Origin of the sequence: Marispirochaeta aestuarii (assembly GCF_002087085.1) — a bacterium.
In the GTDB taxonomy this organism is placed as follows: domain Bacteria; phylum Spirochaetota; class Spirochaetia; order JC444; family Marispirochaetaceae; genus Marispirochaeta; species Marispirochaeta aestuarii.
Genome location: NZ_MWQY01000012.1, coordinates 126,702 through 135,723 on the forward strand (window position 1 = coordinate 126,702; position 9,022 = coordinate 135,723).

At 52.5% G+C, this 9,022-nt stretch carries 10 protein-coding genes; 7 read left to right on the forward strand and 3 right to left on the reverse strand.

Translation table 11 applies throughout. The features are described from left to right. Positions 1-46 precede the first annotated feature (46 nt). From B4O97_RS12155 to B4O97_RS12175, 5 genes are all read left to right on the forward strand, one after another. Positions 47-412, forward strand: coding sequence for a response regulator (locus B4O97_RS12155; RefSeq protein WP_083051160.1), 366 nt, complete (start codon positions 47-49; stop codon positions 410-412). Between the two features lie 71 nt (positions 413-483). Beyond that, positions 484-999: a Fur family transcriptional regulator gene (locus B4O97_RS12160; RefSeq protein WP_083051162.1), complete on the forward strand. Its 516-nt coding sequence runs from the start codon at positions 484-486 to the stop codon at positions 997-999. A gap of 83 nt (positions 1,000-1,082) precedes the next feature. Continuing rightward, positions 1,083-1,616, forward strand: coding sequence for a chemotaxis protein CheW (locus B4O97_RS12165; protein ID WP_233143038.1), 534 nt, complete (start codon positions 1,083-1,085; stop codon positions 1,614-1,616). Between the two features lie 21 nt (positions 1,617-1,637). Continuing rightward, the gene (locus B4O97_RS12170; RefSeq protein ID WP_083051164.1) at positions 1,638-3,875 is read left to right on the forward strand and encodes a methyl-accepting chemotaxis protein; all 2,238 of its coding nucleotides are present in this window, start codon (positions 1,638-1,640) and stop codon (positions 3,873-3,875) included. A 303-nt stretch (positions 3,876-4,178) separates the two neighbouring features. Beyond that, the gene (locus tag B4O97_RS12175) at positions 4,179-4,721 is read left to right on the forward strand and encodes a diacylglycerol/polyprenol kinase family protein (RefSeq protein WP_233143040.1); all 543 of its coding nucleotides are present in this window, start codon (positions 4,179-4,181) and stop codon (positions 4,719-4,721) included. Between the two features lies 1 nt (position 4,722). Here the strand turns inward: B4O97_RS12175 and B4O97_RS12180 are convergent, their stop codons facing one another. Continuing rightward, a complete protein-coding gene (locus B4O97_RS12180) occupies positions 4,723-5,526 on the reverse strand; it encodes a hypothetical protein (RefSeq protein ID WP_083051165.1) in 804 nt (267 codons plus the stop codon). 108 nt (positions 5,527-5,634) lie between these two features. Here B4O97_RS12180 and B4O97_RS12185 point away from each other — a divergent pair, with 108 nt between their 5' ends. Then, on the forward strand, positions 5,635-6,327 hold the full coding sequence (locus B4O97_RS12185) for a DUF2259 domain-containing protein (RefSeq protein WP_096348887.1): 693 nt from the start codon (positions 5,635-5,637) through the stop codon (positions 6,325-6,327). Positions 6,328-6,396: 69 nt separating this feature from the next. Continuing rightward, positions 6,397-7,071: a hypothetical protein gene (locus tag B4O97_RS12190; RefSeq protein WP_083051169.1), complete on the forward strand. Its 675-nt coding sequence runs from the start codon at positions 6,397-6,399 to the stop codon at positions 7,069-7,071. Positions 7,072-7,084: 13 nt separating this feature from the next. Here B4O97_RS12190 and B4O97_RS12195 read toward each other — a convergent pair whose 3' ends face one another. Both B4O97_RS12195 and B4O97_RS12200 read right to left on the reverse strand, forming a co-directional pair. Then, a complete protein-coding gene (locus B4O97_RS12195) occupies positions 7,085-8,311 on the reverse strand; it encodes a dicarboxylate/amino acid:cation symporter (RefSeq protein WP_083051171.1) in 1,227 nt (408 codons plus the stop codon). Positions 8,312-8,359: 48 nt separating this feature from the next. Beyond that, entirely contained in the window at positions 8,360-9,007 is a 648-nt protein-coding gene (locus tag B4O97_RS12200; RefSeq protein WP_083051173.1) for a hypothetical protein, read from the reverse strand. Positions 9,008-9,022 lie beyond the last annotated feature (15 nt).

Genomic DNA, 9,022 nt, shown 5'->3' on the forward strand with positions numbered 1-9,022 from the left:
AAATCCTAAAGCTCCCCCGTGAGCGTAAACGGAGTATGTCCTGCTTATGGCAAAGAAGATATTGATCGTGGACGATTCCAAAGCGATTCGTCAGAGCATACGGTTTGTCCTTGAACAGAATGAGTATCAGGTCCTGGATGCAGAGGACGGGCTTGACGCCCTGGAAAAACTGGAAAACGGAACAGTGGATCTGATCATTACCGATGTGAACATGCCCAACATGAATGGCATTGAACTCATCCAGGAGGTCCGCGGAAAGGACGCCTTTAAATTCGTTCCGATTATGGTTTTGACCACCGAGTCCCAGTATTCGGTTATGGAAAAGGGAAAAGCCGCCGGGGCTACCGGCTGGATCGTAAAGCCCTTCAGCACGGACAAACTGCTCGCAGCCGTACGAAAGGTTGTGGGGTAAAATCAAGAGTATCCATATGTCCCGATTTCGGCTATATTTTTTTTTAACACATATATACAGAGGTTGGAGATATGCCGAGATACCGTCGTCACGGTTTTGAAGAATTTGGCCCCCGCTTCCGCCAGCGGGGACTTCGAATGACCATACCCCGCCAGGTTATTCTGGAAGCTCTGGATGACTTTGATGGCTTTGCCAGTGCGGAAGACATCTTCATGCGGGTTCACAAGGATCATCCCGGGGTCGGACTTGCCACAATCTACCGGACCCTGATTCTTTTGACTGAGATGGGCCTGGTGAGCAAGATCGATCCCGGTGATGGGAAGTTTCGCTACGAACTCAGGGAGCAGAAGAAGGAGACCAAACATCAGCATCTTCTTATCTGTTCCCGCTGTTACCGGGTCATCCGCTATTCGGATTTTTCCGATGAAGAGCGGGACACCCTCCATTCAATAGAAGCCCGGCTGGAGAAGGCCCATGATTTTACCATACAGCGCCATTCCGTACATTACTATGGCATCTGTCCCAGCTGCCGGGAGCGGGAACGACCGGATAACAGTACCGACACTGGCATGGATAAATTGGAATAATTTAATAAAATATTTGCATAGACTGTTCTCTATATAATATACTTTGGTGAGTCTTATGCATTGGATAAAGAGGGGAGGAGATCGTGGCAGAAGAGAAGTACAGGCAAATCGATGACGACGACATGTTCCTCGTGGATGACGAGGACGAGCAGTATCAGGAAAACAAGTACCTTCTGTTCAATATCGGCAAGGAAATTTACGGCATAAACATTATGGTTGTTACGGATATCATCGAACTTCAGAAGATCACCGAGGTTCCTGATATGCCGGACTATATAAAAGGTGTGATCAATCTTCGGGGCAAGGTGATTCCGGTCATGGATCTGCGGCTGCGTTTCGGGATGGAGCCCAGGGCGTATGACGACCGGACCTGCATTATAATTGTTCACGTCGAGAATACCTCCATCGGGTTTATTGTGGATACCGTTTCCGAGGTAAAGGATATCCGCGAGAGCGACATAGACCCGCCGCCGAGTTTCAAGAAACATGCTGCCCGGGACCGGTATATATCGGGACTTGGAAAGGTAGACGAAGAGGTGCGGATCCTTCTGGATGTTAAAAAGATTCTGGAACAGGATGAGGATCTTAAGCTCGAGTCCATTGGCAGCGAAAAATAAGAGAAGGGAGAACTCCAGCAAATGTTTAAGAACATGAAGATGGCCATGAAGATGACAGTGGGATTCGGCAGTATCATTCTGCTCATCGCTGTCGCGCTTACCATTATTCTTATGAACGTAAAGACCATCCAGACCGATTCGGCGGCCCTTAATCGGGAGTACGTACCTGAGGTCAGAATTGCCAATGACGTGGAGCGAAACACCCTCCTGTACATGTATGCCATGCGGGGATACGGATTTACCTTCCAGGACAGCTACTGGAAAGAGGCCGCCGAAGCACAGCGTGCTGTGTTTAAAGCCCTGGATGAGGCTGAAATCCTGGCAGAAGAGTCTGTGTACCTCAGGAAGTTATCCGCCGGTGTGACGACAGCAAAAACCCGGCTCGGGGAGTACCGGGACCTGGCAGAGGAGACCAACAGGGTTATTTCCGGCGTTACCGGTGAGCGCACTGTTCTTGACGAGGCTGCCGCGGAATTCATGGGGCACTGTGAGGACTTTCTTATGGGGCAGAGTTCCAAGCTCAGCCGGGAAATTGCCGCCGGAGCAGGTTCCGGTGCTCTGAACGAGCGCTACCGTAAAATATCTTTGATTAACAATATTATTGAATTGGGCAATGCCATCAGGATCTCCAACTTCCGGGGGCAGTTGTATATCGATCCAGCAATAATCAATGGAGGGGTGGCCAATTTCAATACAATGGACTCCCTGCTGTCGGAAATCCGAGAAATAACCGTGGAACCCCAGGAACTGCAGGATCTGGATGATATAAAAGTGGCGGCGGATACCTACAAAGGGGGGATGCAGAATATTCTCGCCAGCTATAAACGGCTGGCAGAGCTGAACGAGGGCCGTATTGCAGCGGGAAATGATGCCCTTACTGCGGCTCAGGATACTGCCCGGGCAGGACTCGAGGGTACGGCGGAGCGTACCGATCGGGCACTCTCTCTGGTAAATCTTACCTTCACCATTGTAGTGGCGGGCATAATACTTGTAATCCTGATTTCCGTAGTCATCGCCCTTGCTCTGACCCGCATGATTACCAGGGCCCTTTCTCAGGGTGTGGCCTTTGCCGGTAAGATCGCCCAGGGAGATCTGGATGCTCAGCTCGATGTATACCAGCGGGACGAAATAGGTAAGCTTGCGGACGCCCTGCGGGATATGCTCAAGTCCCTGCAGTACAAGGCCGAGATGATCGAGTACTTCGCCGCAGGAGACTTCAGCCGCAAGGTGGAGCTTGCCAGCCAGAAAGACGGCCTGGGAAGGTCCCTCGAAACAATGCGGAACTCCCTGAACGACCTGCTGGGGCAGGTCAATGTAGCCATTGATCAGGTAACCTCCGGAAGCGAGCAGGTTTCCCAGGCAAGTCAGTCCCTTTCCCAGGGCGCGACCGAACAGGCCAGCTCCCTGGAGGAAATTTCCTCTTCGGTAAACGAGGTAAACGGACAGTCCCAGCAGAATGCGAAGAATGCGCTGGAGGCGAATGCTCTGGCCAAACAGGCTACCGAAAACGCCGAAAACGGAAACAGCCAGATGAAGGGGCTGATTACCGCCATGGATGAGATCAACGCCTCTTCCGACGAGATCAAGAAGATCGTCAAGATCATCGATGACATCGCTTTCCAGATCAACCTGCTGGCACTGAACGCCAATGTAGAGGCAGCCCGGGCTGGTAAATACGGCCGAGGATTCGCCGTTGTTGCCGAGGAGGTTCGAAACCTTGCCGCCAGGGCTGCCGAGGCTGTCAAGGAGACGACCGTCTCTGTGGACAAGACGGTGGAGAGCATCGAGAGCGGCAACCACGCGGCTGAAGCCACCGCATCTCAGCTGGAGGAGATTGTCGGCGGCGTCGGCAAGGTCGCCACCTTCCTTGAAGAGATTGCCCAGGCAAGCCGCGAACAGGCTCAGGCTGTCAGCCAGGTAACCGAGGGACTGGACCAGATCGACCAGGTAACCCAGGCCAATACCGCCTCCGCCGAGGAGAGCGCTTCCGCCGCGGAAGAGCTGGCCTCCCAGGCTCAGCATCTGCAGCAGATGATAGCCCAGTTCACCCTGGAGGCCCGCACAGTGCGTCAGCTGGAGGCTCCCAAGGCTCAAACCTATCATGGTAGCGGAGGGAGATCTTCCCACAAGCCGGTATCCAGGCAGAGCGCAGCAAAGCGAAATTACAACGACAGCTACGAGGTCGAGGAGACGGGAATTAAACCGGTGGATCCATCGGAGGTTATTAAACTCGACGATGACGATTTCGATCGTTTTTAGATGTTATATGCGGCCCCCTTTTTCAAGGGGGCTGTAGTCATTTAAGAATTTCAGGTTCTAAAAAATCATATCTTTTTGCCGACAGAGCCGGATGACTGCTGTTGATACCAAATAACTGTCTATAATACAGACACTTATTATTTCTGTTGAATCCTGATAAATTGGCATGTATATTGCAGAGTTAACATAGAGTTATAGTATATGAATAATTTACAGCAGAGTGGCATCCTGTCATTACCATTAGACTATTTTCCATCCATACCCGTTCCTGTCCGTACGGAAGTTCTGCGGAAAAGTATTCACATGCTTGTGGCTCTGGTACCCTTCGCTGCTTCCCTGAATCAGGGTATTACCCTGGCCCTGCTTGCCGCGGGAACGATTGTTTATACATACGCGGAACTGCTGCGCTGCATGGGCGTTCGGGTCGTATTGATCTCCCGCCTGACCGCCATGGCTTCCCGGGAACGTGACCTGGGCAGGTTTGTTCTGGGTCCGGTGACCCTGGGAATCGGCACCATGCTGGCCCTGCTTCTGTACCCGGCTCCCGCTGCGAGTATTGCGATATTTGCCCTTGCCTTTGGTGACGGCCTTGCCAGTCTGGTGGGAAAACTTTTCGGAAGGATCCGGATTCCCCATACCGGCGGCAAGACAATTACCGGGAGTGCAGCCTGTTTCGCCGCGATATTCCTCTCCGCCCGGGTTGTCGGAGCGAGTGCAGAGACGGCTCTGGCTGTCGCCTTCGTATCCACCCTGGTGGAAATGCTGCCTCTCAAGGACCTGGACAATATCCTGCTGCCCCTGACTGCCGGCACGACGGCCGCACTGTTTGCCTACATGCAGATCTGATTCATATCCACAGATATATCTCATGGGTTCTGCGGGAAAACAGGTTTATACCGACGATTATACCGGCGGCTGCGACTATGCGAAGCCACAGGACTTCACTCCCAAGGGCAAGATCGTATCCGAAGAGAACAATGCTTCCTCCCAGACCGAGCCACAGGAAATCCCGGCTGTTATTGCGGATCCATGCAACGAGGAAATTGATTACCGCCAGAATGCGCAGGGTAATCATCACTATGCTGACATCGCCAATGGTGACAAGGTCAAGGCCTGTATCCGTTTGCAGGGATGCTTCCGCAACCGGCAAAAGGGACGAGAGGGTAAAGGCTGTGAGCAGAGAAATCCCATAGGCTATGGAAACCTTCTGGTACTGCATCCCGTTGGCGAACAGACCGGCTGTAAAGAGACTGAAAATCCCGAAAAAACGAGCCATATATAGAAGCCGGATTACCAGTTGATACAGGTAAACGGGGACCTGCAGTTCCCGCAGTGCCGGAGGAAAAACCCTGGCCCCTTCAATTCCCATGGACAGCAGAAAAAGTATGAAGAAAAATATTTCCGGTGATGCTGTCTTGCGAAAACGTTTATACAGAACAAGGCTGGATATGAGGGATGTCAGCTGCAGAATGAACAGAAAAATCAGATCCGCGTTATAGACCGAAGCCAGTGTACCAAGAAACTCCCGAATCTCCGTCACCCCTGCCGGAAAGGGTACCAGAAGGGAAAGGCTCAGGCAGAAACCGGCGAGGAGCAGCAGGTTGAACCCGGCTCCGAGAAGAATAATTGCGTTTCGCAGACTTAAGGTCATACCCCTATTGTGACGAAAAACAGGCAGCTGATCAATCGAAACCCTGCTATGCTTATTGCTCAACTTTTTTGGAATTTGTTCGATATTTGTAGTATGGAGGCACAAGGTATGTTTAAAAGAGGTTGTATTCTGTTGCTACTGCTTGTCGGGCTGGTTGTCCCGAGCCTGGCAGGTGACGTGGCGACCTATGTCAATCTTGGGTTTTCTGTAAATTCCCGCTATTTTCTCTTCGGCTACTACGGAATTGACGATAAAACCTCAAATCCTTATGCCAATATGTATCTGGTGGATGTGCATGCCAACGAATTTGTGCCGGAAGGCCGCATGCGGGGCATCTATCCGGTGGAGGTTTCCGCAGGACAGGATGGTTCCGGTGCTCTGTATACCCTGTTTGCGGACAACGTGGAGACCATCAAGGAGTATGGTATAGATCATCTCCGTTCCGGCAGGATTGTCTATCTGCTGATTAACGGAGCGGAACCGAAATCCCATCTTGAGTTCCGGGATTTTGAGCGCAACAGCAGTGTAAGCGTGGACCTGGTTCAGAAGAGTGAGGGGTCAGGAAAAACGGTACGCTCCGCCTTTCATTTAAACCTTAAGCTGAAAGACGCGAATGGAAAAACCCGCGACTATGTTGTCGGGCTTCCGGATTATTACAGATCCGGGGTAAAGCGCTACAGAATAAAACAGGTCTGCTATTCTCCCGATGAAAGCTCCCTTGTATTCATCCTCGAAAAAGAGGAGCTCGACGGCGAGGGCTCCGATATCCGCTATATGGTGGAAACCGTCAAGATCCGCTGATCCTGTGGTTAGCATTAACGGATGAAAAGCCTGACTATCGGTGGTATATTGTTTTCGGGGTCTCCATCTATGAAAAACAGTACACTGCTGATACTGCCGGTTGTTCTCTTCTCCCTGGTTCTGGCCGCTCCGTGTGAAGCTCTCGATCTGGCTGCTTTCGATGTACATTCCGGGCTTCTCTGGATGATAGACGAACCTGCCGACGATGAGACCACCGGTGCTCCTGATCCCCTGCTGACCCCCATCGGGGCCGCCCTGAGTTATCCCCTGAACGAGCGCCTGAGCTTTGACCCGGGAATTTATGTTTTCGGCTTGAATTACGGATTCCAGGAATGGGACCGCCCGCGGCCTGCCCAGATAGAGCACCGGGAGATGTATGTGGTCTCCCTCCTGCTTAATCCCGCCTTTGTGTTCACCTTTCCCTGGACAGAACGCATCAGCTGGGGCACGGTGCTTTCTCCAAGCCTGCTTCTACGTATTCCAACGCTTACCGCCGAGGGCGAAGAGGCTGCTCACAGCGACATGCTGAGCTATTTTATGGGTGCCGGAAGGTTTATCTTTCCCGAGGCGGGCTTATTCCTCGATATCGGGGTAAACGAAAAGATTTCCTTCAGGCCGGGATTGCGCTTTTTCCTGCCGGTTTTTCATCTCTGGGACGGGGATCCCCTGGCCGATCAGAGTCTGATCTATTTTGATGCGGCCCTGCGTTTTCGACTCTCCTCCGGCGGGGACTCCGGCTCCTGAACCCTTCAGAACCCTAAACGTAATCCTTCAGAAAGATCTCATGGTGCTGATCTTCGTGTCTGGCCGCCAGAAGTCCGGCAAAGGCGGCTGTGGCCGTATCCAGAACCACGCCGTAGCTGATCAGAAGGGGCAGAACTGGTCGCAGGATCAGGTATCCTTCTTCGATACCTCTGCCATACCATGAGCAGAGGAGGGCAAGACCGATAAAAACGGCGCTCCCCGGGAAGGGGCCGGTCAGGAAGGAAACCAGAAAGGAGAAAAGCATTACCCAGAGGACTGCAGAGACGGTAAGTCCCAGGGATGAGTAGGATTTAAGAATCACGATAAAGGCAATACCGGTAACCATGGCGCTTCCTGCCTTGCCGAACATGGCGTAGAGAGGAAACAGCGCGGAACCGACCCTCCTGGAAACTCCCAGGTTTTCCCGGCCGTGGTGAATCAGACTCATAAGGGTAAAATAGGCGTCCCCGGAGACCGCTGCCGCAGCAAGGGGGGTGATAATCCCGTAGAGCCACTTGTAGGGGTTCTCCCTGCCTCCCAGAAAGTAGAGGAGCAGAGGAAAGACTCCGAAGAGAATGAATACCCCGTTGATTGAAAGCAGCAGCAGCAGCTGACCAAAAAGCTCGAACTGGGGAATCCGGTTCACGGTGAAAACCATGTTCGCCGTCAGGGCGATCATTCCAAGACCCAGGATTTCCACGATGAATTTGTTTCCGTGATAGAGGATCCGCGAGAAGGCGTCAAAAAGCTGCACCACCGGGCGGCTTATGGAGCGATCAAAGGTGAAATTCATTCCCAGAAAGAGGGCAAAAACATAGATGGGAAGAAGAAAGCTCCCGGCGCCGGTGAATACCGTAAAGATATTCCGGGGAAAGATGGATTTGAGAATTTCTCCCACTCCCGGGACGGAGAAGGGCGACTCCTGCTCAATGATAATAGGTATGCGGTCCGGAGCGAGGAGTACCACGGAAGCTGTGCCGATCAGTACCAGCAGAAATGTTGCAGCCAGACCATACAGAACTCCCCGGCCGAGAACACGCAGGGTCATGTTTTCCTTGCGCAGTTCAAATATTCCCACGGCTAAAGAGAAAAAGACCAGGGGAAACAATACGTAATAGCCAATATTAATAACCAGTTCCGCTGCATACTGGAAGAACTCAGCGGCCCCGTCTTCCGGCAGATATCCCCCCAGAAATGCTCCGATGACAAGCCCCAGGAGAACCTTAATCCATATCTTCATGTGCCTCGACCTTAGCCTATAGTATGTATTACCGTCAATGCGGTTGTATCAGCGGGAAAAATGGGAGAAAATTCCTCCCCGTTCTCCGGGACGCATCCATTTTCCCCAGCGTTTATCATCGTTGGCCCTGAGAATTTCCGTTACCTCCCGGTAAAAATCCTCGGCATTCTCCCGGTGGTCCTCGAAGCCCCGGATCCGGATCCTGCTCTCTCCGTAGACCTGGAAGAGGGCGCTGCCCATCTGCCGGAAGGCCCCCTCCATGGCTGACTCGAGGGACGGCCGCACCGAAGAGGGATAACCTGCAAGAAGCAGGGTAAGGTCTCCCCGGGAATGGGTATCGAAGTGGTTCAGGATCTCCTTGCAGATAAAAAGCCCTCCCCGCAGGGCTGTGTCTATGGAGATGTCGATAATTGTGCCTGGAACCTGGTGCAGGGGCCGGGACTCTTCGCCGTGTTCGTACAGAAGATAGGCTTCGTCGATTACGGCAGCCTCATTCTCGATGGTCAGCATTGTATTCCTGGCGGAGATGGGAGACCGGGGATTCCAGGCCAGGTGCCGGTAGCCTTCAATCTCATCGGCGTTTTCTTCCAGTGTCGGAGAGGCCAGAAAGAGAGTGTCGCCCCGGTCCAGAAAAAAATCCAGCAGCACGGAGGGGAACGGATTGCGTCGTGAGATCAGAAGCGTCGTCTTTCCCATAGCTTAGGATACTAT

Excerpts from the sequence above, each read along its gene's own strand:
- B4O97_RS12155 (WP_083051160.1), top strand. The coding sequence starts at position 47 with ATGGCAAAGAAGATATTGATCGTGGACGATTCCAAAGCGATTCGTCAG.
- B4O97_RS12185 (WP_096348887.1), top strand. The coding sequence starts at position 5,635 with ATGTTTAAAAGAGGTTGTATTCTGTTGCTACTGCTTGTCGGGCTGGTT.
- B4O97_RS12190 (WP_083051169.1), top strand. The coding sequence starts at position 6,397 with ATGAAAAACAGTACACTGCTGATACTGCCGGTTGTTCTCTTCTCCCTG.
- B4O97_RS12180 (WP_083051165.1), bottom strand. The coding sequence starts at position 5,526 with ATGACCTTAAGTCTGCGAAACGCAATTATTCTTCTCGGAGCCGGGTTC.
- B4O97_RS12200 (WP_083051173.1), bottom strand. The coding sequence starts at position 9,007 with ATGGGAAAGACGACGCTTCTGATCTCACGACGCAATCCGTTCCCCTCC.
- B4O97_RS12160 (WP_083051162.1), top strand. The coding sequence starts at position 484 with ATGCCGAGATACCGTCGTCACGGTTTTGAAGAATTTGGCCCCCGCTTC.
- B4O97_RS12175 (WP_233143040.1), top strand. The coding sequence starts at position 4,179 with ATGCTTGTGGCTCTGGTACCCTTCGCTGCTTCCCTGAATCAGGGTATT.
- B4O97_RS12195 (WP_083051171.1), bottom strand. The coding sequence starts at position 8,311 with ATGAAGATATGGATTAAGGTTCTCCTGGGGCTTGTCATCGGAGCATTT.
- B4O97_RS12170 (WP_083051164.1), top strand. The coding sequence starts at position 1,638 with ATGTTTAAGAACATGAAGATGGCCATGAAGATGACAGTGGGATTCGGC.